Raw genomic sequence first — 26,686 nt, forward strand, 5'->3', positions numbered from 1 at the left:
CCGGGCGCACAACGCCCCCGTCCCGCTCGCCCGCTCCCGCACCGCACGACCACACGCGGACGACCGGGCGTACGCGGCCCCCGCGCCGGCGGCTCCCGCCCGCCCCCCGCTGCCGTGCGCGCCCGGCCCCGCCGCCCCGTTCTGATGCGACAACCCCGCTCCGCTCCGGCCCGGTCCACCGGGCCGGTCCCCCTTCCGTCATGAGAGGACCCGAACCCATGGCCGACGCCCCCGCCGGCAAGGTGACCTTCGTCGGTGCCGGCCCCGGCGCCGCCGACCTGCTGACGTTCCGTGCCGCGCGCGCCATCGCCGAGGCCGACGTCGTGATCTGGGCCGCGAGCCTGGTGCAGGCGGAGGTCCTCGACCACGCCCGGGAGGGTGCCGAGATCCTCGACTCGGCGGCCATGTCCCTGGAGGACGTCGTCGCCGTGTACGAGCGGGCCCGTGACACGGGGCTGCGCGTCGCCCGGATCCACTCCGGTGACCCCGCGCTGTGGGGCGGCACGCAGGAGCAGCTCGACCGGTGCCGGGAGATCGGCATCGGGACCGAGGTGGTGCCCGGGGTCTCCTCGTTCTCCGCCGTCGCCGCGCTCGCCCAGCGGGAGCTGACGATCCCGGAGGTCGCGCAGTCGGTGATCCTCACCCGGCTCGGCGGCGGCAAGACGCCGATGCCGCCCGGGGAGGAGGTCCGGGAGTTCGCCCGGCACGGCACCACCATGGCGGTCTTCCTGTCGGCCGCCCGCAGCGGACAGCTGGTGCGGGAGCTGCTGGAGGGCGGCTATCCGACCGAAACGCCGGTCGTCGTCGCCTACCAGGCGACGTGGCCGGAGGAGCTGGTCGTGCGGTGCACGATCGGCACGCTGGAGGAGACCGTCAAGGAGCACAAGCTGTGGAAGCACACGCTGTTCCTGGTCGGCCCGGCCCTCGACGCGCACGGCACCCGCTCGCACCTGTACCACCCGGGCCACTTCCACGGCTACCGCAGGGCCGACCCGGCCGCCCGCAAGGCGCTGCGCGAGCGGGGTGCCGGCACGTGAGCCGTCCGATCACCGTCGTCGGCACCGGCACCGGCACCGGGTCACCGCCGGACGACGGCGTCCTCACGGGCGCCGCCCTCGTCGTCGGCGGGCGCCGGCACCTGGACGCCGTACGGCTGCCCGAGGGCGCCGGGCGGATCGTGCTCGGGCCGCTGGCGCCCGCTCTCGACGCGATGGAGGAGCACGTCGCGGCGCGGCGGCGGGTGGTCGTGCTGGCCTCGGGCGACCCGGGGTTCTTCGGGATCGTGCGGGCGCTCGCCGAGCGGTTCGGGCCGGACCGGCTCGATGTGCGGCCCGGTGTCTCCTCCGTCGCCGCAGCCTTCGCCCGGCTCGGGCTGACCTGGGACGACGCCGTGGTCGTCAGCGCGCACGGGCGGGATCCGCGCACGGCCGTCCACGTGTGCCGGGCGTATCCGAAGGTCGCGGTGCTGACCGGGCCCGGCGCGGGGCCGGCCGAACTGGGCGCCGCGCTCGCCCGGACCGTCCCCGGGCGGGTCCTGGTCGTCGCGTCCGCGCTGGGCGACCCGGCGGGCGAGCGCGTGGAGCGCGTCACGCCGGCTCAGGCCGCGGCCCGCGACTGGGGTGCGGCGGTGAGTGTCGTGCTGTGTCTGGACGAGGCGCGGCTGCTCGGTCCGGTGCGGACCGTGGCGGGACCGGCCCGCCGCCCCGCCGGGTGGGCGCTGGACGAGGACGGCTTCGCCCACCGCGACTCGATGATCACCAAGTTCGAGGTGCGGGCGCTGGCGCTGGCCCGGCTCGGGCCGCGCCCCGGTGACCTGGTGTGGGACGTGGGATCCGGTTCGGGGTCGGTGGCCGTGGAGTGCGCGCGGCTCGGCGCCGCCGTGAGCGCCGTGGAGAAGGCCGCGGACGGGGTCGCGCGGATCCGCGCCAACGCCGCCGCGCACGAGGTCGACCTGCACGTCGTGCACGGCACCGCGCCGGACGCGCTGGCCGGGCTGGACGATCCCGACAGCGTGTTCGTCGGGGGCGGGGGGCGTGAGCTGGCGGAGATCGTCGGCGTGTGCGCGCGGCGGGCCCGGCGGAGCGTGGTCGTCGCGATGGCCGCGCTGGACCGGGTGCCGGCGGCGCGGGCCGCCCTCACGGACGCCGGTCTCGTCTGCGACGGCGTGCTGCTGCAGTCCTCGCGGCTCGCGCCGCTGCCGGGCGACGTGACCCGGCTGGCGGCCACCAATCCCGTTTTCCTGCTGTGGGGGACCAGAGCCCCCGTCCCTGAAGAACCTGAAGAAGGAGTTCCCCAGTGATCGGCCTCATTTCCGCCACCGCGGCGGGGGCGGCGGCGCGCGACCGGCTGGCCGCGGCGTGGCCGGACCGCACCCGCGTGTACGACGGTCCCGTCGGGGACGCCGTCCGGCGGGCGTTCGCGGAGTGCGAGCAGCTCGTGTGTTTCCTGGCGACGGGCGCCGTCGTCCGGCTGATCGCGCCGCTGCTCGGTGACAAGGCGTCCGACCCGGGTGTGGTCTGCGTCGACGAGGCCGGGCGGTTCGCGGTCCCGGTCGTCGGCGGGCACGCGGGCGGCGCCAACGCGCTGGCCCTGCGGGTGGGCGAACTGCTCGGGGCCCGGCCCGTGGTGACGACGGCGACGGACGCCGTCGGGATCCCCGGCCTGGACACCCTCGGGCTGCCCGTGGAGGGCGATGTCGCCGGGGTGACGCGGGCGCTGCTGGACGGGGAGCCGGTCGTGCTGGACGCGGAGGTGGCGTGGCCGCTGCCGCCGGTGCCGTTCGCCGCGGAGGGCGCGCACACCGTGCGGGTCACGGACCGGGCGGTCGCGGCCGGCTCCGGCGAGGTCCTGCTGCGTCCGCCGTCCCTGGTGGTGGGGGTCGGTGCGTCCAAGGGCGCCCCGGTCGGGGAAGTGCTCGACGTGATCGAAGGTGCTCTGCGGGACGCGGGACTGTCCGTGCGCAGTGTCGCCGAGCTGGCCACCGTGGACGCCAAGCGCGAGGAGCCGGGCATCCTGGGGGCGGCCGAGCGGCTCGGGGTGCCGGTGGTGACGTACTCCGCCGAGGAGCTGGCCGGCGTGGCCGTGCCGAACCCGTCCGACGCGCCCCTGGCCGCCGTCGGCACCCCGTCCGTCGCGGAGGCGGCGGCGCTGGCGCGCGGGGGCGCCCTCCTCGTGCCGAAGCGGAAGTCGCGGCGCGGCGACGGCCGCCCCGCGATGGCGACCTGTGCCGTCGTACGGCGTCCTGGGCGCGGGCGGCTCGCGGTGGTCGGGCTCGGGCCGGGCGCCCGGGACCTGCTCACCCCGCGCGCGCGGGAGGAGCTGCGGCGGGCCTCGGTGCTCGTCGGGCTCGACCAGTACGTCGACCAGATCCGTGATCTGCTGCGGCCCGGCACCCGGATCCTGGAGTCCGGGCTCGGCGCGGAGGAGGAGCGGGCCCGCACGGCCGTCGCCCAGGCCCGCCTCGGGCACGCCGTCGCGCTGATCGGCAGCGGGGACGCGGGCGTGTACGCCATGGCCTCGCCGGCGCTCGCCGAGGCGTCCGACGACATCGACGTGGTCGGGGTGCCGGGGGTGACCGCCGCGCTGGCCGCGGCGGCGCTGCTCGGCGCGCCGCTGGGCCACGACCACGTGTCGATCAGCCTGTCCGACCTGCACACGCCGTGGGAGGTCATCGAGCGGCGGGTGCGGGCGGCGGCCGAGGCGGATCTCGTCGTGACGTTCTACAACCCGCGCAGCCGGGGCCGTGACCGGCAGCTGCCGCAGGCGCTGGCGATCCTGGCCGGGCACCGGGATCCGGCGACGCCGGTGGGGGTCGTGCGCAACGCCTCCCGGCCGGACGGGACGAGCCGGGTGACGACCCTCGCCGCCCTCGACCCGGCGACGGTCGACATGATGACGGTCGTGACGGTGGGCAACACCGCGACCCGGACCGTCGCGGGACGCATGGTGACGCCGCGCGGCTACCGCTGGCAGGAGAGCTCGCAGAAGGAGGCGCGGTGACCCAGGTGACCCGGGTGGTCCACCCGATCGAGCAGGAGTCGTTCCGGCGGCTGCGCGCCCGCCTGGACACCTCGCACTTCCCGCCGCTGACCCGGGCCGTGGTGGAGCGGGTCATCCACTCCGCCGCCGACCTGGAGTACGCGGACGACCTCGTCATGGACGAGGCGGACCTGGCCGGGGCGCACGCCGCGCTGCACGCCGGGGCGCCGGTGGTCGTGGACGTGGAGATGGTCGCGGCCGGGATCACCCGGCGGGAGACCGTCTGCCGGCTGAGGGACGCCGTGTCCGGCCCCGGGCTGACGCGTTCGGCTCACGCCGTGCGGCTGGCGTACGAACAGGTCGGGCCGGGGGCGCTCTGGGTGATCGGCTGTGCGCCGACCGCCCTGGAGGAGCTGCTGACGCTCGACGCCTCTCCCGCGCTCGTCATCGGTCTGCCCGTCGGGTTCGTCGGGGCGGCCGAGTCGAAGGCCGCGCTGCGCGAGAGCGGGCTGCCCGCCGTGAGCAACGTGTCCGAGAAGGGCGGGTCGGCGGTCGCCGCCGCCGCGCTGAACGCCCTGCTGTACCACCCCGCTTCCCGTGTCGTTCCCGATGCCGCTTCCCACTCCGAGGAGAAACAGTGACCACCCCGCCGCCCGCCCTGCTCATCGCCGGCCATGGCACCCGGGACGATGCCGGAGCCGAGGCGTTCCGCGACTTCGTGCGGGAGCTGGGGCGCCGCCACCCCGAGCTGCCCGTCGCGGGCGGCTTCATCGAGCTGTCCCCGCCGCCGCTGGGCGAGGCCGTCGCCGAACTCGTGGAGCGGGGGGTGCGGCGTTTCGCCGCGGTCCCGCTGATGCTGGTGTCCGCCGGGCACGCCAAGGGCGACATCCCGGCGGCGCTGGCCCGTGAGAAGGAGCGCCACCCGGGGATCTCGTACGCCTACGGGCGTCCGCTGGGCCCGCACCCGGCGCTGCTGAACGTGCTGGAGCGGCGCCTGGACGAGGCGCTCGGCACGTCCGGGCGCGCGCCCGGGGACCGGGCGGACGTGACCGTGCTGCTGGTGGGGCGCGGGTCGACCGACCCGGACGCCAACGCCGAGGTACACAAGGCGGCGCGGCTGCTGTGGGAGGGGCGCGGGTACGCGGGCGTGGAGACCGCGTTCGTGTCGCTGGCCGCGCCGGACGTGCCGAACGGCCTGGACCGGTGCGTGCGGCTGGGCGCGCGGCGGATCGTCGTGCTCCCCTATTTCCTGTTCACCGGGATCCTGCCGGACCGGGTGCGGCAGCAGACCGAGGGCTGGGCGGCCGCGCACCCGGAGGTCGAGGTGCGGTCGGCGGACGTCATCGGGCCCGAGCCGGAGCTGCTGGACCTGGTGATGGAGCGGTACGCGGAGGCCGTCGAGGGCGATCTGCGGATGAACTGCGACTCGTGCGTGTACCGCGTCGCGCTGCCGGGCTTCGAGGACAAGGTGGGGATGCCGCAGCAGCCGCACTTCCACCCGGACGACGACGGCCACCACCACGGGCACGGGCACCACCCGCACGGAGGGCACGCGCACTCCCATGCACACTGACGGGCACGACCTGCGCCACCACGGTGACGCGGAGGTCCGCGACGACGGCTCCGCGCTGGTCGACCTCGCGGTCAACGTCCGCGCGGACACGCCCCCGGCCTGGCTGCGGGAGCACGTCGCCGCGTCCCTGGCCGGGCTCGCGGCCTACCCGGACGGGCGGGCGGCGCGGGCCGCGGTGGCGGCGCGGCACGGGCTGCCGGCCGGACGGGTGCTGCTGACGGCGGGCGCCGCGGAGGCGTTCGTGCTGGTGGCGCGTGCTCTGAAGATCCGTCGGGCGGTGGTGGTGCATCCGCAGTTCACGGAGCCGGAGGCGGCGCTGCGGGACGCCGGGCACGTGGTGGAGCGGGTGCTGCTGCGGGAGGAGGACGGCTTCCGGCTGGACGCCGCGGCCGTCCCCGAGGACGCCGACCTGGTGGTCGTCGGCAACCCGACGAACCCGACGTCGGTGCTGCACCCCGCGTCCGTGCTCGCCGGGCTGGCCCGGCCGGGACGGACGCTGGTGGTCGACGAGGCGTTCATGGACGCGGTGCCCGGCGAGCGGGAGGCGCTGGCGGGGCGGACGGACGTGCCCGGCCTGGTGGTGCTGCGCAGTCTGACGAAGACATGGGGGCTGGCCGGGCTGCGCATCGGCTACGTCCTCGCCGCGCCGGACACGATCGCCGAACTGGAGCGGGCGCAGCCGCTGTGGCCGGTGTCGACACCGGCGCTGGCGGCGGCGGAGGCCTGCGTGTCGCCGCGGGCGCTGGCGGAGGCCGCCCACGCGGCCCGTCGCGTCGCCGCGGACCGGGCCCACCTCGTCGCCGGGCTGGAGGAGTTCGCCGGGGCCGGGGTGCGGGTGGCGGGCCCGGCGGAGGGCCCGTTCGTGCTGGTGCGGCTGGAGCGGGCGGCGGCGGTACGGCGGCGTCTGCGCGGCCTGGGCTATGCCGTGCGGCGCGGGGACACCTTCCCCGGGCTCGGGGAGGAGTGGCTGCGGCTCGCGGTGCGGGACCGGGCGACGGTGCGCGGGTTCCTGCGGGCGCTGGAACGGGCGTTGGCGGCGGCGTCGCCGTGAGGCGGGGAGGGGCGAGGAGGGGCTGAGGGCGGGGAGGGGCTGAGCCCTCTCCTCGCCCGCCGGGGGTGGACCGGGTCCTCGCCCGCCGGGGGTGGACCGGGTCCTCGCCCGCCGGGGGTGGACCGGGCTCCCTCAGCCCCTCCGCCGCGCCGGCACCACGGCTCCCCCGCCGGCCGGCACCAGCGCGAGCGCGCCTCCCACCATGCGCCCCTCAGCCCACGACCCGCCCGTTCAGCACCACCCGCAGCGGGGCCCCCAGCACGCGTACGTCCCTGCGCGGGTCCCGTTCGTACACGACCAGGTCCGCCGCCGCGCCCTCGTCCAGGCCGGGGCGGCCGAGCCAGGCGCGGGCGGCCCAGGTGGCCGCCGCGAGGGCCTCGACCGGCGGGATGCCCGCCGCCACCAGCTCCGCGACCTCCTCCGCCACCAGGCCGTGGGGCAGCGTGCCGCCCGCGTCCGTGCCGACGAAGACCGGGATGCCGGCGTCGTGGGCGTTGCGGACGGTGTCGTAGCGGCGCTCGTGGAGGCGGCGCATGTGGGCCGACCAGCGGGGGTACCTCGTCTCGCCGCCGGCGGCGAGCTTGGGGAAGGTGGCGATGTTGACCAGGGTCGGGACGATCGCCACACGGTGCGAGGCGAAGAGCGGGACGAGGTCGTCCGTCAGGCCCGTCGCGTGTTCGACGCAGTCGATGCCCGCCTCGACCAGGTCCCGCAGACTGTCCTCGGCGAAGCAGTGGGCCGTGACGCGCGCGCCCAGCCGGTGGGCCTCGGCGATCGCCGCCTCGACGGCCCCGCGCGGCCAGCAGGCGGCCAGGTCGCCCGCCTCGCGGTCGATCCAGTCGCCGACGAGTTTCACCCAGCCGTCGCCCCGCCGGGCTTCCCGGGCGACGTACGCCACCAGGTCCTCCGGCTCGACCTCCCACGCGTAGCCGCGGATGTAGCGGCGGGTGCGGGCGATGTGCCGGCCCGCCCGGATGATCTTCGGGAGGTCCTCGCGGTCGTCGGTCCAGCGGGTGTCGGAGGGGGATCCCGCGTCGCGGATGAGCAGCGTCCCGGCGTCCCGGTCGGTCAGCGCCTGCTGTTCCGCCACGTCCCGGTCGACGGGTCCGTGCGCGCCGAGGCCGACGTGGCAGTGGGCGTCGACCAGACCGGGCAGCGCCCAGCCGGCCACCGTGCGGACGTCACGGGCGCCGGCGGGGCGGTCGTAGGAGATCCGTCCGCCGACGATCCACAGCTCGTCGCGGACGTCGTCGGGTCCGGTAAGAACCCGGCCCTTCACGTGCAGCACCGGCTCATCGCTCATGTACGGCACCTTAGTCAGGCACCGGCCGGATGCTGTCGTCCCGCCGGCCGGACGTCCCCGGGGGAAGGGGGGCGGGCGGGCCGGTTCCGGCCCTCGCGGGCGGGCCGATCCGCTCCGGGACGTGCCGGTTACTCTCGTCACGTCCACCCCGTGAGTGAAGAGAGCACCGCCGTGACACACCCGTTCCTGGACCTGGCCCCGCTGAGCGCCGACCGCTTCGCGTCGATCGAGGACCGCGTGGCGCGCCTGCTGAGCACCGAGCAGGACGTCGTGATCATGCAGGGCGAGGCGCTGCTGCCGCTGGAGGGCGCGATCCGGGCGACGGCCGGGCCCGGCACGACCGCTCTGAACGTCATCACCGGTCCGTACGGGCAGACCTTCGGCGACTGGCTGCGGGACTGCGGCGCCACGGTGGTCGACCTGGCGGTGCCGTTCCACACGGCGGTCGGCGCCGAGGAGATCCGCCGGGCCTTCGCCGAGCACCCGGAGATCGACTTCGTGTCCCTGGTGCACGCCGAGGCGGCCACCGGCAACACCAACCCGGTCGCGGAGATCGGCGAGGTGGTGAAGGAGCACGGCGCGCTGTTCTACCTGGACGCGGTCGCCTCCGTGGGGGCGGAGCCGGTGCTGCCGGACGCGTGGGGCGTGGACCTGTGCGTGATCGGCGCGCAGAAGGCGATGGGCGGGCCGGCGGGCGTCTCGGCGGTGTCGGTGAGCGAGCGGGCGTGGGCGCGGATGGCCGCGAACCCGCGGGCGCCGCGCCGCTCGTACCTCTCCCTCCTCGACTGGAAGGAGCGCTGGGTCGACGGCGGCCGCAAGGCGCTGCTGCACGCGCCGGCGCAGCTGGAGATGCTGGCGCTGGAGGCGTGCGTGCGGCGGATCGAGGCAGAGGGCCTGGAGCGGGTGATGGCACGGCACGCGTCCGCCGCCGCGGCGACCCGCGCGGGCGCGGCGGCCCTGGGCGGCGGCCTGGAGCCGTACGTGCACGAGGCGGCGCACGCGGCGCCGGTCGCCACGACCCTGCGCTCCCCGTCGGGCGTCTCCGCCGCGAAGCTGGTGGCCCGGGCCCTGGCGAGCGACCCGGCGCTCGCGCTGGCGGCGGGCGGGGGCGCGCTGGCCGAGGAGATGATCCGCGTCAACCACTACGGCGCCGACGCCACGCCGGGCGCGGTCCGCGGCAGTCTGACGGCCCTCGCCGGGGCCCTCGCCGACGAGGGACGGGACGTGGACCTCCAGGGCGCGCTGCGGGCGGCGGACGCGGCCTGGCGGTAGGACGTTCCCGCGTCCTGACCGTAGGCAGCAGGCCATAGGCAGTAGGACGTCTCGCGTTTTCCGTCGACGGCGCCGGGGAGACCCGGCGCCGTTCGCGTACCGGGAAACGGCCGGACAAGGTCCCGCATTCGGACGGTTCACCGGATCCCGAATTCTCGGTAATTCTGCAATACACCCCAACCAAATTACTTGCCGATGGCTTTCCCGGGTTCTTCTGCCCGGAATCCCAGGGGCTAAACGCGGGAATTTTTCGGTGGGATTACGCGCGCGTGACGTATCGCACAGCGCTACCTTTATGTACCATTTTGCGCGGTGCAAATCCGTACATAGTCACCAGTGATCACACGGGCATCACACAACCAGCGCCCCCTCTCCATGCATTTTTTAATTCGCCTCGGTAAGTTCAATCCGCATGACTGCCACACAAGCAGACCTGCTGATCGACCGCCCGTCGGTGGCCGACGGGGCCGCGCTCTGGCGCATTGCCAAGGAATCCGGAAAGCTCGACCTGAACTCCTCCTACAGCTATCTGCTGTGGTGCCGCGACTTCGCCGCCACCTCGGCGGTGGCGCGGGCGGAGGACGGGGAGCCCGTCGGGTTCGTCACCGGATACGTCCGGCCCGAGGCCCCGCACACCCTGCTGGTCTGGCAAGTGGCGGTCGACGCCGTGTACCGCGGCCGCGGACTCGCGGCCGCCCTGCTCGACGGACTGACCGCACGGATCACCGCCGAGCACCCCGTCACCACGGTCGAGACCACCATCACCCCGGGCAACACCGCCTCCGAGCGGCTGTTCACCTCCTACGCCGCCCGGCACGGGGCGCACGTCACCCGCGAGGCGCTGTTCGGCGCCGACCTGTTCCCGGACGGCCCGCACGACCCCGAAGTCCTCTACCGCATCGGCCCGTTGACCTCCGCCTGACCCCACCCCCCACACCGTCACACCGAGGAGCGTTCCGCCGTGACCATCACCCAGCCCGACCTCAGCGTCTTCGAAACCCTCGAGTCCGAGGTGCGCAGCTACTGCCGCGGCTGGCCGGTCGTCTTCGACCGCGCCCAGGGCAGCCGTATGCAGGACGAGGACGGCCACCAGTACCTCGACTTCTTCGCCGGTGCCGGATCCCTCAACTACGGCCACAACAACCCGGTCCTCAAACGGGCGTTGATCGACTATCTGCTGCGCGACGGCGTCACCCACGGGCTCGACATGTCCACCGTCGCCAAGCGGTCCTTCCTCCAGACCTTCCAGGACCTGGTGCTGCGGCCGCGCGACCTGCCGTACAAGGTCATGTTCCCGGGTCCGACCGGCACCAACGCCGTGGAGTCCGCGCTGAAGCTGGCGCGCAAGGTGAAGGGGCGCGAGGCGATCGTGTCGTTCACCAACGCCTTCCACGGGATGTCGCTGGGTTCGCTCGCCGTCACCGGCAACGCGTTCAAGCGGGCGGGCGCGGGAGTCCCGCTCGTGCACGGCACGCCGATGCCGTTCGACAACTACTTCGACGGCACCGTTCCCGACTTCCTCTGGTTCGAGCGGCTGCTGGAGGACCAGGGGTCCGGGCTGAACAAGCCCGCCGCCGTGATCGTCGAGACCGTGCAGGGCGAGGGCGGCATCAACGTCGCCCGTCCCGAGTGGCTGCGGGCGCTGGCGGAGCTGTGCGAGCGACAGGACATGCTGCTGATCGTCGACGACATCCAGATGGGCTGCGGCCGCACCGGGGCCTTCTTCTCCTTCGAGGAGGCCGGGGTCGTCCCGGACATCGTCACCGTGTCCAAGTCCATCAGCGGCTACGGGCTGCCCATGTCGCTGTGCCTGTTCAAGCCCGAGCTGGACGTGTGGGAGCCGGGCGAGCACAACGGCACCTTCCGCGGCAACAACCCCGCGTTCGTCACCGCCACCGCCGCCCTGGAGACGTACTGGTCCGACGGCTCCGCCATGGAGAAGCAGACCCGTACGCGCGGCGAGCAGGTCGAGCGGGCGCTGATCTCCCTCACCGAGGAGAACCTCGCCGACGTCAAGGAGTACCGGGGCCGCGGCCTGGTCTGGGGCCTGGAGTTCCACGACAAGGCGCGCGCCGAGCGGGTGGCGCGGCGCGCCTTCGAGCTCGGCCTGCTGATCGAGACGTCCGGACCCGAGAGCGAGGTCGTCAAGCTGCTGCCCGCCCTCACCATCACCCCGGAGGAGCTGGACGAGGGCCTGAGCGTCCTCGCCCGCGCCGTCCGGGAAACCGTCTGAATCCCCTAGCCAGGAGGTAGTACACCACCGTGATCGTCCGCTCGTTCAAGGACATCGAAGGCACCGACCGGCACGTGAAGGCGGCCTCCGGGACGTGGGAGAGCAAACGCATCGTCCTGGCCAAGGAGCGGGTCGGCTTCTCCCTCCACGAGACGGTCCTCTACGCGGGCACCGAGACGTCGATGTGGTACGCGAACCACATCGAGGCCGTCGTCTGCGTCGAGGGCGAGGCCGAACTGACCGACCACGAGACCGGGCGCGCCCACACCATCACGCCCGGCACCATGTACCTCCTCGACGGGCACGAGCGGCACACGCTGCGCGTCAAGGAGGACTTCCGCTGCATCTGCGTGTTCAACCCGCCCGTGACCGGACGGGAGGACCACGACGAGAACGGCGTCTACCCGCTGCTCACCGAGCCCGAGGAGGTGTGAGACCCCATGACCACTCACCTGACCCACGCCGCCACCGCCCCCGCCGCGACCGGCTTCCCCGACCTCTACCCCAGCCGCGGCGCCGCCGAGACGGCCGTCCCCCGCCAGGACCCGGTCGTCTGGGGCGCGCCCGACGCGCCCGGCCCGTTCGAGCCGCTCGACCTCCAGTCGTTCGAGCGGGACGGCTTCGTCGCCGTCGACGAGCTCCTCACGGACGACGAGGTCGCCGTCTACCGGCGGGAACTGGACCGCCTGGTGGCCGACCCGGCGATCCGGGCCGACGAGCGGTCGATCGTCGAGCCGGCGTCCCAGGAGATCCGCTCCGTCTTCGAGGTGCACCGCATCAGCGAGGTCTTCGCCCGCCTCGTGCGCGACGAGCGGGTCGTCGGACGGGCCCGGCAGATCCTCGGCTCCGACGTGTACGTCCACCAGTCGCGGATCAACGTCAAGCCCGGCTTCGGCGCCTCCGGCTTCTACTGGCACTCCGACTTCGAGACCTGGCACGCCGAGGACGGTCTGCCCCGGATGCGGACGGTGTCCGTCTCGATCGCGCTGACCGAGAACCACGACACCAACGGCGGGCTCATGATCATGCCGGGCTCGCACAAGACGTTCCTCGGCTGCGCCGGCGCCACGCCGAAGGACAACTACAAGAAGTCGCTCCAGATGCAGGACGCGGGCACGCCCTCCGACGAGGCGCTGACGACGATGGCCTCCGAGTACGGCATCAAGCTGTTCACGGGCCGGGCCGGTTCGGCGACCTGGTTCGACTGCAACTGCATGCACGGGTCCGGCGACAACATCACGCCGTTCCCGCGCAGCAACGTCTTCATCGTGTTCAACAGCGTCGAGAACGCGGCGGTGGAGCCGTTCGCGGCGCCGGTGCGGCGGCCCGAGTTCATCGGAGCGCGGGACTTCACCCCGGTCCGGTGAGGTGAGCCGGGTGCCGCCTGCCCGGCGCGCCGCGGGCTCAGCCCGACAGCGCGTCGAGCAGGCGGTCCACGTCCTGGGCCGTGTTGTACAGGTGGAAGGACGCGCGCAGGTTGCCCGCGCGGTCGGAGACCTCGATGCCCGCCCGGCTCAGCTCCCGCTGCCGGACGCCGAGGCCGGGCACCGAGACGATCGCCGAGCCGGGGGCGGGCACGGGCTCGTGGCCGAGGTCCGCGAGCCCGGCCCGGAACCGGTCGGCGAGGGCGACGTCGTGGTCGTGGACGGCGGCCACGCCGAGTTCCTCCACGAGGTCCAGGGAGCGGCGCAGTCCCGCGAACGTGAACAGGGCGTGGCTGAGGTCGAACCGCCGGGCGGAGCGGGCGAGTTCGGCCACGGGGCCGTAGCAGCTGTCCCACGGCGACTCGCCCGCGACCCAGCCGGCGAGCAGCGGCGTCAGCCCGCCGAGGTCCTCCGGGACCACGAGGAAGGCCGCGCCGTGCGGGCCGAGCAGCCACTTGAAGGAGACGGCGGCGGTGAAGTCGTCGGCGGCGGCGTCGTCCATCGGCAGCCAGCCGGCGGACTGGGAGTGGTCGACGTAGGTGCGGGCGCCGTGCGCCCGGGCCGCCTCCCGCAGCGCGGACAGGCCGGCGATCCGGCCGTCCGCGGACTGGGCGGCGCTGACCGCGACGAGCGCGGTGCCGGGACGGACGGACTCCGCGATCCGCTCCAGCGGCACGGTACGGACCTTGAGGTCGCCGCGGACGTGGAACGGGTTCAGCACGGAGGTGAAGTCGTCCTCGGCGGTGAGCACCTCGGCGCCCGCGGGCAGCGAGGCGGCGATGACCCCGGTGTGCGCGGCGACCGAGGAGCCGACCGCCACCCGGCTGACGGGGACGCCGGCGAGCCGGGCGTACGCGGCCCGGCAGGCCTCCACGTCCTCGTACAGCGGGGTCAGCGGCCTGCCCTCGGCCCGCAGCACCGCCGCCTCGTGCAGGGCGGCGACCGTACGGGCCGGGAGCAGGGCGTTGCTCGCGGTGTTGAGGTAGGTGCTCTTCGGGGCGAACTCGGCGCGGACGAGGGCATCGAAGGCCTGCGGGCTCCGCCCCGTCCCCGGGCCGCTCCGCCTGCTCCGCCGGCCCCGCGCGGTCTGCGTGCTCTCGGTGGTTCCCGTGCTGTCGGTGGTTCCCGTGCTGTCGGTGGTTCCCGTGCTGTCGGTGGTTCCCGTGCTGTCGGTGGTTCCCGTGCTCTCGGTGGTTCCCGTGCTCTCGGTAGGTCCCGTGCTCTCCGCGCTCTCCGTGGTCTCCATGGCTCCACTCTGCGGCCCGCGGAAGTCGCAGTCCATCGCGTATTCCTACGGCTTACCTCCAAGGAACGCTTATGAGACGGGCGCTGCCTGCGCCGTCCCCCCTCAGGGCCGCGGCACCGCGCACCCGTCCGGACCACAGGCCCCGGCGTCGTCCGCGCCGACGTGCGCCAGCGGCGAGCGCGCGTCCCAGGCCCGGGCCAGCGCCTGCGCGAAGACCTCGGCGGGCTGGGCGCCGGACACGCCGTAGGCGCGGTCCAGGACGAAGAACGGCACGCCGTTCGCCCCGAGCCGGGCGGCCTCCCGCTCGTCGGCGCGGACGTCGTCGGCGTACGCGGCCGGGTCGGCGAGCACCGCGCGGGCGGCGCCGGCGTCGAGCCCGGCCTCGACGGCGAGCTCGACCAGCCGCTCGTCGCCCTCGGTGAACAGGGACCGCTCCTCGGCGAAGTTCGCCCGGTACAGGAGCTGGAGCAGCTCGTCCTGGCGGCCCCGCTCCTTGGCGAAGTGCAGGAGGCGGTGCAGGTCGAAGGTGTTGCCGTGGTCGCGGCCCCGGGTGCGGTACGTAAGGCCCTCGGCGGCGGCCTGGGCTCCGAGGTTCTCCTCACCGGCCTGCGCCCGCGCCTCGCTCATGCCGTACTTCCGGGTGAGCATGGTGAGCACCGGCTGGACGTCGTCCTTGGCGCGGCCGGGGTCCAGTTCGAAGGAGCGGTGCACCACCTCGACCTCGTCGCGGTGCGGGAAGGCCGCGAGCGCCTTCTCGAAGCGGGCCTTGCCCACGTAGCACCAGGGGCAGGCGATGTCGCTCCAGATCTCGACGCGCATGTCCGGCTCTCTCCAGGTCGTACGGGTACGGAGACGCCCTCCGCACGGCGGCTCGCTCCGCCGGGACGCATGAACGTTCAAACAGCTCGTCCCATTCCCGGGGGGACCCGCGCCGATCCGGATCCGACCCGGCTGAACTGCGCCCGGTAGGCGCTCGGGGTGAGGCCCGTGCGGCGGACCAGGTGGGTGCGGAGCGAGTCCGCGGTGCCGAGCCCGCAGGCACGGGCCACCTGGTCCATGGGCAGTGAGGTGGTCTCCAGCAGTTCCCTGGCGCGTTCGACACGCTGGTGGAGCAGCCACTGCAGCGGGCTCACCCCGCTCTCGGCGTGGAAGCGGCGGGTGAGGGTGCGCACGGACGTGCCCGCGTGCCGGGCCAGGTCGGTGAGGGTGAGCGGCTGGTCGAGGTGGCGCATGGCCCAGCCCCGGGTGTCGGCGCACGCCGTGCCCCGCTCGGGCGGCAGCGGGGTCTGGGTGAACTGGGTCTGCCCGCCGGGCCGGACGGGCGCGACGAGGGCGAGGCGGGCGACCCGGTTGGCGGCCGCCGCCCCGTAGTCGGTGCGGATCATGTGCAGGCACAGGTCGATGCCGGCGGCGTACCCGGAGGAGGTGAGGACCTGCCCGTCCTGCACGTAGAGGACGTCGCCCCGGAGGTCGAGCGCCGGGTAGCGGTCGCGCAGCTCCGCCGCCAGCTCCCAGTACGTGGTGGCGCTGCGCCCGTCCAGCAGTCCGGCCTCGGCGAGCACGAAGGCCCCGCTGCAGATGGAGGCGATCCGCCTGCCCTGCCCGGCGGCCGTGCGAACGGCGGAGACGGTGCGCGGGTCGGGCGCGTACCGCTCACCGGTGCCGGCCACGAGCACGGTGTCCGCCGCCTCGACGGCGTCGAGCCCGTGCCCGACGTGCAGCCCCAGGCCTCCGGTGGTGGCGATCGGCCCGGGGTCCGGGGTGCAGACGGTCACCTCGTACCCGGCCGCTCCGTCCACCTCTGCCTTGCCGAAGAGCAGCTCGGGGATGGCGAGGTTGAACATCGACACCGGCGAGGGCGCGACGACGGCGATGCGGTGCGGAACGTGCCCTGCGGCCATGGCCAGAACCTCCGGACGTATGGCATTCGGGCCACTACTGTACGCGGCCGAAGGTTCGCACGATGGGGACATGGCAACCGACCAGTTCCCCACCGATCGCCAACTCGCCGGTCACCACGACACGTTGGCGGTCACGTCTCCTGCTCTCACACTCACCGCCGCTCTCCTCGGCTTCGCACTGATCACCCTCGACGCGTCCGTCGTGAACGTGGCGCTGCCGGCCATCGGCTCGGCGCTCGGCGGCGGGATGACCGGACTGCAATGGGTGGTGGACGCCTACACGCTCGCCTTCGCGGCCCTGATGCTGTCCACGGGCGCCTTCGCGGACCGGGCGGGCGCGAGCCGTGCCTACGCTCTCGGCGTCACGGTCTTCACGCTCGCTTCGGCGGCCTGCGGCCTGGCGCCCGGGCTCCCGGCGCTGATCGGCGCCCGCGTGGCGCAGGGCGTCGCGGCGGCCGTCGTCCTGCCGGCCTCCCTGGCCCTGGTCCGGCAGGCGTACACCGAGCCCGCCCGGCGGGCCCGGGCGGTGGCCCTGTGGGCGGCCGGCGGGTCGGCGGCCGTGGCGCTGGGGCCGGTGGCGGGCGGCGCGCTGACGACGGCCTGGGGCTGGCGCGGCATCTTCTTCGTCAACCTGCCCCTGGGCGCGGCGGCCCTGGTGCTCCTGCTCCGCACGCCCCGCTCCGCACGCCGCCCGGCGCCGGTGGACCTGCCCGGCCAGCTCACCGCGGTCGTCGCGCTGACGGCCCTGACGTTCGCGGTGATCGAAGGCGGCGGCACGGGTCTCGCGGCGCTCGTCGTGGCGATCGTGTCGGCGGCCGCCTTCGTCCGGGTCGAGGCGCGCCACCCGCACCCGGTGGTCCCCCTGAGCCTGTTCCGCGACCGGACGGTCTCGGCGGCCGTCGCCGCGGGTGCGGCGGTGAGCGTGGCCTTCTACGGCGGGGTGTTCGTGTTCTCCCTCTTCTTCCAGCAGGTCCAGGGCCTCTCGGCGCTCTCCGCCGGCCTGGTGTTCCTGCCGATGGCGGGTCTGATCGGTGTGACGAACGTGGTCGCGGGCAGGCTGTCGGCCCGGCACGGTACGCGCCCGACGATGCTGGCGGGCCAGAGTCTGGCCGCCGCGGGACTGCTCGTGCTGCTCGTCGTCGACGCCGGCACCCCTGCCGCCCTCGTGGCCGTGCTGCTCGTTCCGATGGCCCTGGGCTGCGCACTGACCGTGCCTCCGCTGACGGCCGCGATGATGGAGGCCGTACCGGCCGAGCGGGCCGGCCTCGCGGCGGGCGTCCTGAACGCGGCCCGTCAGGTCGCCGGAGGCCTGGGCATCGCGCTCTTCGGCACCCTCGTGTCCCACGGATTCACTGCGGGCATGCGAGCGGGGCTCGCCCTCGGCGCGGCCCTGCTCGCGGTGACCGCCGCGCTCAGCTCCCGTCGCGCAGGTCGTCCGGCCAGGTGGGCCGGAACTCCAGGTGGTCGTAGGTGACCACGCAGCCCTCCCCCATCGGTGACTGCGTCATGAAGCCGACCAGGGCCGCGCCCGTCTCCTTCTCGTCGCCCAGGGTGAACAGCCGGACGAAGGTCCAGCGTTCGCCGTCCCGGGAGGCGTGGAAGGCGAGGGCCCGTCCGGTCCGGCTGACCCGCAGCCAGACGGCGCTGCCGTCCACCGTGAAGGAGTTGGCGTCGTCGGAGTGCCCCCGGGTGACCACCGTGCAGACGGTGGGCACGTCCGGGGAGTACTCCAGGCAGAGCTTGGCCCAGGCCCGTTCGCCGACGTGGACGTAGAGCACGCCCGCGTCGAAGGCCCCGTTGAACCCGACGGTGACCCGTGCGACGAGCTGGAAGTCCCCTTCGGGCGCCCCGAGCAGCCGGGGCGCGTCGGAGGCGGGGTCCAGTGCCTCCGCGGTGGGCGGCACGAACCGGTCCTGCCGGGGACCGGCCCAACCGGTGAGGACTCCGTCCTCGTAGGACCAGTGCCCGTCAGGACCGTAGGTGCGCAGGGGGAAGGGGAGTTCGGGGAGTTCGACGTCCATCCTCAGAGTGTCCCGGTTCCCTCTCTCCGCGTGCCGGCGGGGCCTGTCGTTCGGATCAGGTCGCAGGGAACCCCACAGTGCCCTGTGAGCGCCGGTGAGCGGGGTTCGGCGCGTGCAGCTGCAAGGCGGAGAAGGGCGCCGATGCGGAGCATCGGCAACCGCCGGCAACGCCGCGGATGTGCGTGCCGAACCCCGCGTCTGCGGCGTGATCCGAACGGCAGGCCCCAGGTGTGTCAGCGCTCGAGCCGGTTGTTGAAGCGCCGGGGCAGACCGAGCGGGTTGTCGTCGCGCAGCTCGGGCGGCAGCAGCGCCTCGGGGGCGTTCTGGTAGGCGACCGGCCGCAGCCAGCGCTCGATGGCCGTGCCGCCCACGGAGGTCGACGTGGACGTCGTGGCCGGGTACGGCCCCCCGTGGTGCTGGGCCGGGGCGACGGCGACGCCCGTGGGCCAGCCGTTGACCAGCACGCGTCCCGCGAGCGGGGTGAGCTCGGCGAGGATCTCGGTGCCGCGGCCCTCGCCCGCCGCCTCGCCCTCGGACAGCTGGACCGTCGCCGTGAGGTTGCCGGGCAGCCGCGACAGGACCGCCTTGACCTCGCCGTCGGAGTCGTAGCGGGCCACGACGGTGACCGGCCCGAAGCACTCCTCCAGGAGCAGGTCGTACTCGCCCTCCTCGGCCAGCCGGGCCGCGGGGACGGTCAGGAACCCGGCGCTGACGGTGTGCTCCCCGCCGGCGCCCGGCGTCACCGGGGACTCCACGTCGGGCAGCTCGGTGCGCTCGGCGACCCCCGCGATGAAGTTGTCCCGCATCCGGTGGTCGAGCAGCACACCGGCGTCCGTGTCGCCGACCGCCTCCGTCAGCGACTTGACCAGCCCGTCGCCGGCCGCGCCGGACGGCACCAGCACCAGGCCCGGCTTCACGCAGAACTGTCCGACGCCCAGCGTCATCGACCCGGCGAGGCCGGTGCCGATCGCCTCGGCGCGCTCGGCGGCGGCCGCCTCGGTCACGACGACGGGGTTCAGGGAGCCCAGCTCGCCGTGGAACGGGATCGGCACCGGCCGCGCCGCCGCCGCGTCGAACAGCGCGCGTCCGCCCCGGATGGAACCGGTGAAGCCGGCGGCGGCGACCAGCGGGTGGCGGATGAGCTCGACGCCCGCCTCGAAGCCGTGCACGAGACCGACGACGGCCGGGTCGATGCCGTGTTCGGCGGCGGCGTCCCGCAGCACCTGGGCGACCAGCTCGGACAGGGCCGGGTGGTCGGGGTGGGACTTGACGACGACCGGGCAGCCCGCGGCCAGCGCGCTCGCGGTGTCGCCGCCGGCGACGGAGAAGGCGAAGGGGAAGTTGGAGGCCGAGTAGACGGCGACGACGCCCAGCGGCACCTTGTAGCGGCGCAGGTCCGGGACGGGCGGGGTGGCCGTGTCGTCGGGGTGGTTGATGACGATGTCGAGGAAGGCGCCCTCGTCGACGATGCCGGCGAACGCGCGCAGCTGGTAGCAGGTGCGGGCGAGCTCGCCGCCGAGGCGTACCGGGCCGAGCGCGGTCTCGGCGTCGGCCACCTCGACCAGGTGGTCCTTGGCCGCCTCGAGCCGGTCGGCGGCGGTGCGCAGGAAGGCCGCGCGGACCGTGCGGTCGGCGAGCGCCTCACGGGTGGCGTGGGCGGCGCGGACTACGGAGTCGACCTCCTGGGCCGACGCCTCCACCGCGACCTGTTCCCGCTGCTTCCCGGTTCGGGGATCGACACTCCAGACTGGTGCTGCTGCCACCGCGGGTCCTCCACGCGCTCTGTCTCATAGGCGTTCGATATACTGAACGCCGTCTCTGATGGTGAATATGCTGTTGGAGACTATTTCCGTCGATGGAAGGGGTCAAGGGCGATGTCGGCTGGCGAGACGGGGGGCGGGGCGCAGGTCAAGTCCGCGGTACGGACGGTTGAACTGCTGGAATACTTCGCGGGCCGCCCCGGCATGCACTCCCTCGCGGCGGTCCAGGAGGCCGTCGGCTACCCCAAGTCGAGTCTGTACATGCTGCTGCGCACGCTCGTGGAGCTGGGCTGGGTGGAGACCGACGCCACGGGCACCCGTTACGGCATCGGTGTGCGGGCCCTGCTGGTGGGCACCTCCTACATCGACGGCGACGAGGTGGTCGCGGCGGCCCGGCCGACGCTGGACCGGCTCTCGGACGACACCACCGAGACCATCCACCTGGCCCGCCTGGACGGCACCAACGTCGTCTACCTCGCCACCCGCCAGTCCCAGCACTACCTGCGGCCCTTCACCCGGGTCGGCCGCCGCCTCCCGGCCCACTCGACCTCCCTCGGCAAGGCGCTGCTGAGCACGCACACCGACGAACAGGTCCGCAAGATCCTCCCCGAGACGCTCCCGGCGCTCACCGAGCACACCATCACGGACCGGGAGAAGCTCATCGAGGAGCTGCACCAGATCCGCGAGCAGGGCTTCGCCGTGGACCGCGAGGAGAACACGCTGGGCCTGCGCTGCTTCGGCGTGGCGATCCCGTACCGCACCCCAGCGCGGGACGCGATCAGCTGCTCGGTGCCGGTGGCCCGGCTGACCCCCGCGCACGAGCAGATGGTGAAGGACGCGCTGTTCGACGCGCGCGACCGGCTGACCCTGGCGACCCGGAGGCTCTGAACGGTGCGGGTGGTGCTCCGCGAGGTCCACGACAGCGACCTGCCGGTCTTCTTCCGGCAGCTCAACGATCCCGAGGCCCTCCGCATGGCCGCGTTCACCCCGAAGGACCCGGCCGACCGGGCCGCCTTCGAGGCGCGCTGGGAGCGCCTGCGGTCCACCGCCGTGGTCCGCACGGTCCTGGCCGACGGGGACGTGATCGGGAACGCGGCGGTGTACGGGGAGCCCGGCGAGCGCGAGGTCACGTACTGGGTGGACCGCGCCCACTGGGGGCGGGGCGTGGCGACGGCCGCGCTGCGCGGGCTGCTGGCCGAGGTGACGGAGCGGCCGCTGTACGCGCGGGCGGCGGCGGACAACGCCGGCTCGCTGCGCGTGCTGGAGAAGTGCGGGTTCCGGGCGACGACGCGGGCCAGGGGGTACGCCCCCGCGCGCGGTGCGGAGATCGACGAGGTCGTGCTGCTGCTGGAGTGAGGCCGGACCGCTGCCGCGGCCCTGACGGGCGCCAGATGAACGGACGATGAGAAAACCGGGCGGATGGGAACGTTTCCCCTCCGCCCGTTCGTCTTCCGGACGCCATGAACAAAACGATCAGGCGCGCCTCCGTCTTCGCGCTGCTGCTGGTGTTCGCCCTGCTGATCCGGGCGACCTGGGTGCAGTTCTACGAGGGCCAGGCGCTCGCGGACGACAACGACAACCGGCGGGGCGCGATCCAGACGTACGCGGAGCCGCTCGGGAACATCATCGTGGCCGGCAAGGCGGTCACCGGCTCGGCGGCCACGACGGACAGCGACCTGGAGTACAGACGCACGTACACCGACGGCGAGCTGTACGCGGCGGTCACCGGCTACGCCTCGCAGAGCTACGCACCGACGCAGTTGGAGGGCATCTACGCCGACCTGCTCAACGGCACGGACAGCCGGCTGACGACCGCGATGGACACGGTCACCGGCCGCCGGGCCGACCCGGGCAACGTGGTCACCACGATCGACCCGGACGTGCAGGAGGCGGCCTACGACGCGCTCGGCGACACCAAGGGCGCGGCGGTCGCGATCGACCCGTCGACGGGCAGGATCCTCGCGGTCGTGTCGACGCCGTCGTACGACCCGTCGTCGCTCACCGACGCCAACTCCGCCGGCACGGCCTGGAAGAAGCTCACCGCGGACGAGGACAAGCCGCTCACCAACCGGGCGCTGCGCCAGCCGCTGCCGCCGGGCTCGACGTTCAAGCTGGTGGTCGCGGCAGCCGCGCTGGAGGACGGGCTGTACACGTCGGTGGACGAGAAGACGGACAGCCCGGACCCCTACACGCTGCCGGGCACGACGACGGTCCTGAAGAACGAGAACACGTCCGCGCCCTGCGAGGACGCCTCCATCCGGGTCGCCCTCCAGTACTCGTGCAACAACGTCTTCGCCCACATGGCGGTCGAGCTCGGGCAGGACACGGTGAAGGCGATGGCCGAGAAGTTCGGCTTCAACGACGAGACGCAGGACGTGCCGGTGCGGGCGTACCCGAGCGTGTACCCGTCGGACATGGACGAGTCGTCGACCGCCCTGACCGGTATCGGCCAGTACGACGTGACCGCGACCCCGCTCCAGATGGCCATGGTGTCCGCCGCCATTGCCAACGGCGGCAAGCTGGTCGCGCCGCACATGGTCGCGCAGATCACCGACGGCGGCGGCGACGTGCTGGAGAACTACGACGAGGAAGCCTCCGCCACGCGGATCGTCGGTTCCGACACGGCCGAGCAGCTGCGGTCGGCGATGCAGACGGTCGTCGAGAAGGGCACGGGGACGAACGCGCTGATCGACGGCGTCACCGTCGGCGGCAAGACCGGCACCGCCCAGCACGGCGAGAACAACAGCAAGACGCCGTACGCCTGGTTCACCTCGTACGGCGAGGCCGACGGCGAGCAGGTCGCCGTGGCGGTGGTCGTGGAGCAGTCGGACGCGGCGCGGTCGGAGGTGAGCGGCAACGGACTGGCCGCCCCCGTCGCCAGGGCGATGATGGAGGCGGCGCTGAGCGGTTGAGGCGGGCTGCGCGATCGGCGTGCGGGTCCATCGTGGCCGGTCGCGCAGTTCCCCGCGCCCCTCAGGGGGCGCCCGTCGCCGGAGTCACCGCCCGACGCCGAGCAGTTGCTCGACCGGGTCGATCGCGAAGTACACCGCGAACAGGGCCGAGGCCCCCCACAGCAGCCAGTGGACCTCCTTCGCCCGGCCCAGCACCGTCTTGATCACCACGTAGGCGAGGAAGCCCGCGCCGATCCCGTTGGTGATGGAGTAGGTGAACGGCATCACGGCGATCGTCAGGAACGCGGGGACGGCGATCTCGTACCTGTCCCAGTCGATGTTCTTGACCTGGGTCATCATCAGGAAGCCGACCGCGACCAGCGCGGGCGCGGCCGCCTGGAGCGGGACGATGGTGAGCAGCGGGGTGAGGAACAGGGCGAGGGCGAAGAGGCCGCCGGTGACCAGGTTGGAGAAGCCGGTGCGGGCGCCCTCGCCGACGCCGGCGGCCGACTCGATGTAGGAGGTCGCGGAGGAGGACGAGGCCGCGCCGCCCGCGACCGCCGCCGCGCCGTCGATGAGCAGGACACGGCCGAGGTGGGGCACCTTGCCGTCCTCGTCGAGCAGGTTCGCCTCCGCGCTGATGCCGACCACCGTGCCCATGGTGTCGAAGAAGTCCGACAGGATCAGGGTGAACACCAGCAGGACGACGGTGACGGCGGTGGTCTCGGCGAACGCGCCGAACAGGCTGAAGTGACCGATCAGCCCGAAGTCGGGGGCGGCGGCGATCTCGTCGGGCCAGGACGGGGTGGTCAGGCCCCAGGACTCGATGTCGGCGATCGAGTCGATGACGATCGCCAGCGCCGTCATGGCCACGATGCTGATCAGGATGGCGCCCCTGACCTTGCGGGCGAGCAGCGCGACGGTCAGCAGCACGCCGAGGCAGAAGACCACGATCGGCCAGCCGGAGAGGGTGCCGGCGCCGCCGAGCTGGACCGGGACCGTGGTGTTCGCGGCGTCCGGGACGCGGCTGACGAAGCCGGCGTCGACGAAGCCGATGAAGGCGATGAACAGGCCGATGCCGACGCTGATCGCGTGCTTCAGCTGCTGCGGGACGGCGTGCATGACGGCCTCGCGCAGACCGGTCACCACCAGGACGCAGATCAGCAGGCCTTCCAGCACGATCAGGCCCATCGCGTCGTCCCAGCTCATCAGCGGGGCGATCTGGAAGGCGACCACCGCGTTCAGTCCGAGGCCGGCGGCGAGCGCGAGCGGCAGATTGCCGCCGACCCCCATGACGATCGTCATCACGGCGGCCACCAGGGCGGTGGCGGTGGTGAGTTGGACGACGTCGAGGGAGTGCCCGAACTTGTCCTTCGCGCTTCCCAGGATGATGGGATTCAGGACGAGGATGTAGGCCATCGTGAAGAACGTGGCGAGGCCGCCGCGTATCTCCCGGCCGAACGTCGATCCCCGTGCGGAGATTCTGAAGAACCGGTCGACGCTGTTCACCGCCGGGGGCGGGACAGTTGACCGGTCGGCCGTCTTCTGCACGTCGGACATGACGGGCCCTCCTCGTGACCTGGTGGATCGGTGTGCGGATGCTGGCTGGATTGTTCCCGCGTCGAACCCGCCGCGGGTTTTCGCCGTGTTACGGAATCGGGGTGGGACAACGTTCGGACCGTCATACGGTGTTCGAACCCCCGATCAAGAACCGACAGAGACCGCTGCTACGCTTCCGGCTCTCGTCCCGGCACCCTCTCGGGACATCCCCCTGTCATTCACATGACACGCACGGCAGGCGCCCCGCCGGGTGCCGGAAGTCACCGAGAAGAGGTCACCCGTGGGCACAGTCGTCGACGACGCAGCCTCCGTGGAGTTCCATGCCTTCTTCGAACGCCACTACGCCGAACTGTCCCGTCTCGCCCACCTGTTGACCGGCGAGGCGGACGCGGCCGACGATCTGGCGGCGGACGCGCTGCTGGCGCTGTGGCACCGCTGGGACCGGGTGCGCGCGGCCGACCACCCGGTGGCGTACGCGCGGGGCGTCGTCGCCAACCTGGCCCGCACCCGTATCCGCAGCGCCGTCCGCGAGCGCCGCAGGATCTCCCTCTTCTGGTCGCACCGCGAGGAGAGGGCGGAGAACCCCGACGTCGCGGGCGTGGTGGACGTGCAGTCGGCGCTGCGTAGACTCCCCTTCCGCAAACGGGCCTGCGTGGTGCTGCGGCACGCCTTCGACCTCTCGGAGAAGGACACCGCCCTCGCCCTGGGGGTCTCGGTGGGTACGGTGAAGAGCCAGACCTCGAAGGGAATGGCCGAGTTGCAAAGACTGCTCGGCGCTCAAGGAGCTCCGCGGAAGGTGCACGCCGTGATGGCGGCGCGCACCGGTGAGGCCGGAGGAAGGAACCGATGACGATGCGGCAGGACGTGCACGACGAGCTGCGCGCCCGGCTGCACGAGGCGGCCGAGGCGCACGAGCCCGACCGCGCGCGCATCCTGGCCCGGATCGAGCGCGGCATGGCGGGGCAGGACCGGACCGCCGGCCACCGGGCGAGCCGGCCGCCGCTGTGGGGCTGGGCACGTATCGCCGGCGCGACGGCCGCGGTCGCGGGCATGCTCGCGGTCGGCGGCTACGCGGTGGCGTCCGCGGTGAAGGACGACCCCCCGCGCCCGCAGACGGTGGCCGTCTCGCCGCCGCCGGTGGAGTCCCCGGACGCCACGAGCCGCCCGCCGGCCTCCCCCACGGCGACGCCCGGCTCCGGCGGCACGGACGGGGAACCGGACGAGCCGAGCAGCTCCCCGCCGAGGACCGCGGAGCCGACGCCCTCGGCGCCGCCCGCCGTCACCCTGCTGCCGCCCAACGATGACGACGACGACGGTCCGCTGTGGTCCGACGGCTCCATCGACCCCCACAGCAACGACTTCTGGGCCCAGAGCAACGTCACGGTGCGGGCGAAGAAGGAGATCACCGCGCTCACCGTGCAGTTGAGGATCGCTCAGACCGGCGGGGTCACCTCGACCGGCGCCTGGCGCTCGCTGCCGGAGGACGACTTCACCCTCACCGTCACCGAGCAGGACGGCTTCCTGGTCTACACCTGGGTGCTCAAGGAAGGCCGCACGATCGCCGTGGGCGAGTGGGTGTTCGCCGGGCAGTACGACCACGACCGCGGGGGCCGCGACGCCAAGGACGACAGCTATGTGATCGCGGGCGAGGCCGACGGCGAGGAACGCTCCCTCGGCGGGGACTTCGCCGTCCACGACGACGACGAGGGCGACTCGTAGGAAGAGGACCGGGACGAGAGCCGGAACGAGAACCGGGAAGAAAACCCGGAGACCGCGGCAACCCTTTTCCCCACCGGTGGCGACCACACGGCACAGGAGTCACCACACTTGAGGAATTGGCACATGACCGCACCAGCCCGACCGCGCGCCCGGCACCGCCGCAAGGTCACCCGGCGGCGGACGCTGATCGCCGGCTCCACCGCCCTCGCGCTCTCCGGCGCGGCGCTCGTCACCACGACGAAGATCAAGACCTGCGTCCGCTTCACGGGCAACGACACCGGTGCCGAGCCGACCGAGATCGGCACCGGCCCCTCCGGAACGACCTGCAACTTCACGTCGTCCGACCTCACCTACGACTGATCCGGCCGGGCCTCAGTCCATGGAGGCGCCGATCGCCGTCGATCCGGTGGTCAGGAACGTCGTCGAGGGCAGCGAGCCGTCGGACGCGCGCGGGCCGTACGCCGTCGTCGCGTCCGTCGACCGGAACGACGGGGTGCTCACGCCGCTGTCCCAGCTGTTGGCCGCGGACACCGTGGCGTTGTCGTGGAGACGGGCGCCGGTGATCCGGTTGCCGCTTCCCGAGCCGAACGTGACCGCGATGCCGTCCGCGGTCCGGCCGTGCCCGGCGGCGTCTTGCCTGGAGGGACAGGGGTGGGGGGGCGGGGGCGGGGGGGCGGCCCCGCCCCGGGGCGCCCCCCCCCCCCCCCCCCCCCCCGGGGCGCGGGGCGGGGGCGGGGGGCAAAAAGGGGCAAGT

26 protein-coding genes are annotated in these 26,686 nt (G+C 73.6%); 18 read left to right on the plus strand and 8 right to left on the minus strand.

All coding sequences use genetic code 11. The features are described from left to right. Positions 1–218: 218 nt before the first annotated feature. Genes cobM through cobC form a run of 6 tightly spaced genes read left to right on the plus strand, consistent with a single transcriptional unit; the run spans position 219 to position 6,602 of the window. Positions 219–1,037, plus strand: a complete 819-nt coding sequence (gene cobM / locus ACFV9M_RS22325; protein WP_385068370.1) for a precorrin-4 C(11)-methyltransferase — start codon at positions 219–221, stop codon at positions 1,035–1,037. Continuing rightward, the gene (gene cbiE / locus ACFV9M_RS22330; protein ID WP_385068368.1) at positions 1,034–2,299 is read left to right on the plus strand and encodes a precorrin-6y C5,15-methyltransferase (decarboxylating) subunit CbiE; all 1,266 of its coding nucleotides are present in this window, start codon (positions 1,034–1,036) and stop codon (positions 2,297–2,299) included. The genes cobM and cbiE overlap by 4 nt, the downstream gene beginning before the upstream one ends. Beyond that, positions 2,296–3,999: a precorrin-3B C(17)-methyltransferase gene (cobJ, locus tag ACFV9M_RS22335; RefSeq protein WP_385068367.1), complete on the plus strand. Its 1,704-nt coding sequence runs from the start codon at positions 2,296–2,298 to the stop codon at positions 3,997–3,999. Before cbiE ends, cobJ begins: the two co-directional genes overlap by 4 nt. Positions 4,000–4,004: 5 nt before the next feature. Then, the gene (locus ACFV9M_RS22340; protein ID WP_385068439.1) at positions 4,005–4,619 is read left to right on the plus strand and encodes a precorrin-8X methylmutase; all 615 of its coding nucleotides are present in this window, start codon (positions 4,005–4,007) and stop codon (positions 4,617–4,619) included. Then, positions 4,616–5,551: a sirohydrochlorin chelatase gene (locus ACFV9M_RS22345; RefSeq protein WP_385068365.1), complete on the plus strand. Its 936-nt coding sequence runs from the start codon at positions 4,616–4,618 to the stop codon at positions 5,549–5,551. The genes ACFV9M_RS22340 and ACFV9M_RS22345 overlap by 4 nt, the downstream gene beginning before the upstream one ends. Next, the gene (gene cobC / locus ACFV9M_RS22350; protein ID WP_385068363.1) at positions 5,541–6,602 is read left to right on the plus strand and encodes an Rv2231c family pyridoxal phosphate-dependent protein CobC; all 1,062 of its coding nucleotides are present in this window, start codon (positions 5,541–5,543) and stop codon (positions 6,600–6,602) included. The genes ACFV9M_RS22345 and cobC overlap by 11 nt, the downstream gene beginning before the upstream one ends. Positions 6,603–6,813: 211 nt before the next feature. On the opposite strand, the gene ACFV9M_RS22355 is transcribed toward cobC, so the two are convergent. Beyond that, the gene (locus ACFV9M_RS22355; RefSeq protein WP_385068361.1) at positions 6,814–7,905 is read right to left on the minus strand and encodes an amidohydrolase family protein; all 1,092 of its coding nucleotides are present in this window, start codon (positions 7,903–7,905) and stop codon (positions 6,814–6,816) included. 171 nt (positions 7,906–8,076) lie between these two features. Here ACFV9M_RS22355 and ACFV9M_RS22360 point away from each other — a divergent pair, with 171 nt between their 5' ends. The 5 genes from ACFV9M_RS22360 (at position 8,077) to thpD (ending at position 12,777) form a co-directional block, all read left to right on the plus strand. Next, a complete protein-coding gene (locus ACFV9M_RS22360) occupies positions 8,077–9,177 on the plus strand; it encodes a pyridoxal-phosphate-dependent aminotransferase family protein (RefSeq protein WP_385068437.1) in 1,101 nt (366 codons plus the stop codon). A 412-nt stretch (positions 9,178–9,589) separates the two neighbouring features. Continuing rightward, on the plus strand, positions 9,590–10,099 hold the full coding sequence (gene ectA / locus ACFV9M_RS22365; RefSeq protein ID WP_385068360.1) for a diaminobutyrate acetyltransferase: 510 nt from the start codon (positions 9,590–9,592) through the stop codon (positions 10,097–10,099). A gap of 39 nt (positions 10,100–10,138) precedes the next feature. Then, positions 10,139–11,410 carry a diaminobutyrate--2-oxoglutarate transaminase gene (gene ectB / locus ACFV9M_RS22370; protein WP_385068359.1) on the plus strand — a complete coding sequence of 424 codons (1,272 nt, stop codon included), beginning with the start codon at positions 10,139–10,141 and terminating at the stop codon, positions 11,408–11,410. A 29-nt stretch (positions 11,411–11,439) separates the two neighbouring features. Then, positions 11,440–11,844 carry an ectoine synthase gene (locus ACFV9M_RS22375; RefSeq protein ID WP_385068357.1) on the plus strand — a complete coding sequence of 135 codons (405 nt, stop codon included), beginning with the start codon at positions 11,440–11,442 and terminating at the stop codon, positions 11,842–11,844. A gap of 6 nt (positions 11,845–11,850) precedes the next feature. After that, a complete protein-coding gene (gene thpD, locus ACFV9M_RS22380) occupies positions 11,851–12,777 on the plus strand; it encodes an ectoine hydroxylase (RefSeq protein WP_385068355.1) in 927 nt (308 codons plus the stop codon). Between the two features lie 37 nt (positions 12,778–12,814). Here thpD and ACFV9M_RS22385 read toward each other — a convergent pair whose 3' ends face one another. From ACFV9M_RS22385 to ACFV9M_RS22395, 3 genes are all read right to left on the minus strand, one after another. Next, the gene (locus ACFV9M_RS22385) at positions 12,815–14,080 is read right to left on the minus strand and encodes an aminotransferase class V-fold PLP-dependent enzyme (RefSeq protein ID WP_385068354.1); all 1,266 of its coding nucleotides are present in this window, start codon (positions 14,078–14,080) and stop codon (positions 12,815–12,817) included. Between the two features lie 102 nt (positions 14,081–14,182). Continuing rightward, entirely contained in the window at positions 14,183–14,899 is a 717-nt protein-coding gene (locus tag ACFV9M_RS22390) for a DsbA family oxidoreductase (protein ID WP_385068353.1), read from the minus strand. Positions 14,900–14,976: 77 nt separating this feature from the next. Continuing rightward, positions 14,977–15,981: a GlxA family transcriptional regulator gene (locus ACFV9M_RS22395; protein WP_385068352.1), complete on the minus strand. Its 1,005-nt coding sequence runs from the start codon at positions 15,979–15,981 to the stop codon at positions 14,977–14,979. 70 nt (positions 15,982–16,051) lie between these two features. Here ACFV9M_RS22395 and ACFV9M_RS22400 point away from each other — a divergent pair, with 70 nt between their 5' ends. Beyond that, entirely contained in the window at positions 16,052–17,455 is a 1,404-nt protein-coding gene (locus ACFV9M_RS22400) for an MFS transporter (protein ID WP_385068350.1), read from the plus strand. Here ACFV9M_RS22400 and ACFV9M_RS22405 read toward each other — a convergent pair. Further along, entirely contained in the window at positions 17,394–18,002 is a 609-nt protein-coding gene (locus ACFV9M_RS22405) for a DUF1349 domain-containing protein (RefSeq protein WP_385068349.1), read from the minus strand. The genes ACFV9M_RS22400 and ACFV9M_RS22405 overlap by 62 nt on opposite strands. 233 nt (positions 18,003–18,235) lie before the next feature. Then, a complete protein-coding gene (locus ACFV9M_RS22410; protein ID WP_385068347.1) occupies positions 18,236–19,765 on the minus strand; it encodes an aldehyde dehydrogenase (NADP(+)) in 1,530 nt (509 codons plus the stop codon). Positions 19,766–19,876: 111 nt separating this feature from the next. Here ACFV9M_RS22410 and ACFV9M_RS22415 point away from each other — a divergent pair, with 111 nt between their 5' ends. From ACFV9M_RS22415 to ACFV9M_RS22425, 3 genes are all read left to right on the plus strand, one after another. Continuing rightward, a complete protein-coding gene (locus ACFV9M_RS22415; protein WP_385068346.1) occupies positions 19,877–20,650 on the plus strand; it encodes an IclR family transcriptional regulator in 774 nt (257 codons plus the stop codon). A 3-nt stretch (positions 20,651–20,653) separates the two neighbouring features. After that, a complete protein-coding gene (locus tag ACFV9M_RS22420; RefSeq protein ID WP_385068344.1) occupies positions 20,654–21,118 on the plus strand; it encodes a GNAT family N-acetyltransferase in 465 nt (154 codons plus the stop codon). 104 nt (positions 21,119–21,222) lie between these two features. Beyond that, complete coding sequence (locus ACFV9M_RS22425) at positions 21,223–22,674, plus strand: peptidoglycan D,D-transpeptidase FtsI family protein (protein ID WP_385068342.1); 1,452 nt, start codon at positions 21,223–21,225, stop codon at positions 22,672–22,674. Between the two features lie 84 nt (positions 22,675–22,758). Here the strand turns inward: ACFV9M_RS22425 and ACFV9M_RS22430 are convergent, their stop codons facing one another. Beyond that, positions 22,759–24,213: an NCS2 family permease gene (locus ACFV9M_RS22430; protein WP_385068341.1), complete on the minus strand. Its 1,455-nt coding sequence runs from the start codon at positions 24,211–24,213 to the stop codon at positions 22,759–22,761. A 280-nt stretch (positions 24,214–24,493) separates the two neighbouring features. On the opposite strand from ACFV9M_RS22430, the gene ACFV9M_RS22435 reads away from it, so the two are divergent. From ACFV9M_RS22435 to ACFV9M_RS22445, 3 genes are all read left to right on the plus strand, one after another. Next, positions 24,494–25,063, plus strand: a complete 570-nt coding sequence (locus ACFV9M_RS22435) for a SigE family RNA polymerase sigma factor (protein ID WP_385068340.1) — start codon at positions 24,494–24,496, stop codon at positions 25,061–25,063. Continuing rightward, positions 25,060–25,932 carry a hypothetical protein gene (locus ACFV9M_RS22440; RefSeq protein WP_385068338.1) on the plus strand — a complete coding sequence of 291 codons (873 nt, stop codon included), beginning with the start codon at positions 25,060–25,062 and terminating at the stop codon, positions 25,930–25,932. Before ACFV9M_RS22435 ends, ACFV9M_RS22440 begins: the two co-directional genes overlap by 4 nt. Positions 25,933–26,055: 123 nt before the next feature. Next, positions 26,056–26,292, plus strand: a complete 237-nt coding sequence (locus tag ACFV9M_RS22445; RefSeq protein WP_385068337.1) for a hypothetical protein — start codon at positions 26,056–26,058, stop codon at positions 26,290–26,292. Between the two features lie 12 nt (positions 26,293–26,304). Here the strand turns inward: ACFV9M_RS22445 and ACFV9M_RS22450 are convergent, their stop codons facing one another. Continuing rightward, complete coding sequence (locus ACFV9M_RS22450; protein WP_385068335.1) at positions 26,305–26,463, minus strand: hypothetical protein; 159 nt, start codon at positions 26,461–26,463, stop codon at positions 26,305–26,307. Positions 26,464–26,686: the final 223 nt, after the last annotated feature.

It is taken from the genome of Streptomyces sp. NPDC059895 (genome assembly GCF_042731035.1).
Taxonomy (GTDB): Bacteria; Actinomycetota; Actinomycetes; order Streptomycetales; family Streptomycetaceae; genus Streptomyces.

Coding starts and splice junctions, on each gene's coding strand:
- cobM (WP_385068370.1), top strand. CDS start 219: ATGGCCGACGCCCCCGCCGGCAAGGTGACCTTCGTCGGTGCCGGCCCC.
- cobC (WP_385068363.1), top strand. CDS start 5,541: ATGCACACTGACGGGCACGACCTGCGCCACCACGGTGACGCGGAGGTC.
- ACFV9M_RS22355 (WP_385068361.1), bottom strand. CDS start 7,905: ATGAGCGATGAGCCGGTGCTGCACGTGAAGGGCCGGGTTCTTACCGGA.
- ectA (WP_385068360.1), top strand. CDS start 9,590: ATGACTGCCACACAAGCAGACCTGCTGATCGACCGCCCGTCGGTGGCC.
- thpD (WP_385068355.1), top strand. CDS start 11,851: ATGACCACTCACCTGACCCACGCCGCCACCGCCCCCGCCGCGACCGGC.
- ACFV9M_RS22385 (WP_385068354.1), bottom strand. CDS start 14,080: ATGGAGACCACGGAGAGCGCGGAGAGCACGGGACCTACCGAGAGCACG.
- ACFV9M_RS22390 (WP_385068353.1), bottom strand. CDS start 14,899: ATGCGCGTCGAGATCTGGAGCGACATCGCCTGCCCCTGGTGCTACGTG.
- ACFV9M_RS22395 (WP_385068352.1), bottom strand. CDS start 15,981: ATGGCCGCAGGGCACGTTCCGCACCGCATCGCCGTCGTCGCGCCCTCG.
- ACFV9M_RS22400 (WP_385068350.1), top strand. CDS start 16,052: ATGGCAACCGACCAGTTCCCCACCGATCGCCAACTCGCCGGTCACCAC.
- ACFV9M_RS22405 (WP_385068349.1), bottom strand. CDS start 18,002: ATGGACGTCGAACTCCCCGAACTCCCCTTCCCCCTGCGCACCTACGGT.
- ACFV9M_RS22415 (WP_385068346.1), top strand. CDS start 19,877: ATGTCGGCTGGCGAGACGGGGGGCGGGGCGCAGGTCAAGTCCGCGGTA.
- ACFV9M_RS22425 (WP_385068342.1), top strand. CDS start 21,223: ATGAACAAAACGATCAGGCGCGCCTCCGTCTTCGCGCTGCTGCTGGTG.
- ACFV9M_RS22430 (WP_385068341.1), bottom strand. CDS start 24,213: ATGTCCGACGTGCAGAAGACGGCCGACCGGTCAACTGTCCCGCCCCCG.
- ACFV9M_RS22440 (WP_385068338.1), top strand. CDS start 25,060: ATGACGATGCGGCAGGACGTGCACGACGAGCTGCGCGCCCGGCTGCAC.
- ACFV9M_RS22445 (WP_385068337.1), top strand. CDS start 26,056: ATGACCGCACCAGCCCGACCGCGCGCCCGGCACCGCCGCAAGGTCACC.